At 30.6% G+C, this 529-nt stretch carries 1 protein-coding gene; it reads right to left on the bottom strand.

The features are described from left to right. A partial coding sequence (locus tag ACFO3M_RS22715) for a nucleoside recognition domain-containing protein (protein ID WP_387994509.1) occupies positions 1 to 529 on the bottom strand: 529 nt, incomplete at both ends.

Raw genomic sequence — 529 nt, forward strand, 5'->3', positions numbered from 1 at the left:
TCCTTCAGGTAATTTATAATCTGGCATTTCTATAATAAAGGGTTCCTCATCTTTTTTAAATAATGTGTTTTTAAAGAGAATTCCTATTAAAAATGCAAGTGCAATTCCTAAAAGATATAGAATAAACACTATTAAAGTAGGATATTTAGGGAAAAATACAGAAGTAAATAGTGCATATACAGGAAGTCTTGCATTACAAGACATTAAGGGTACTAATAATGCAGTAAGTTTTCTATCTTTTTCACTTTCTAAAGTTCTAGCTGACATGATACCAGGAACAGAACATCCAAATCCTACTATAAGAGGAATAAAAGCCTTTCCTGATAATCCCATTTTTCTCATTAACTTATCCATAATTAAGGCGGCCCTAGACATATATCCACTATCTTCTAAAATAGATATACCGAAAAATAAAGTCATTATAATTGGAACAAAAACTAGTATTGAACCAACACCAGACACGATACCATCAATAATTAGAGAAGATAAAAATGGTTTGGTACCTGATAATAAGTTGTGTAGATAGGGG

It is taken from the genome of Geodermatophilus arenarius (genome assembly GCF_042654585.1).
GTDB lineage: Bacteria > Actinomycetota > Actinomycetes > Mycobacteriales > Geodermatophilaceae > Geodermatophilus > Geodermatophilus arenarius.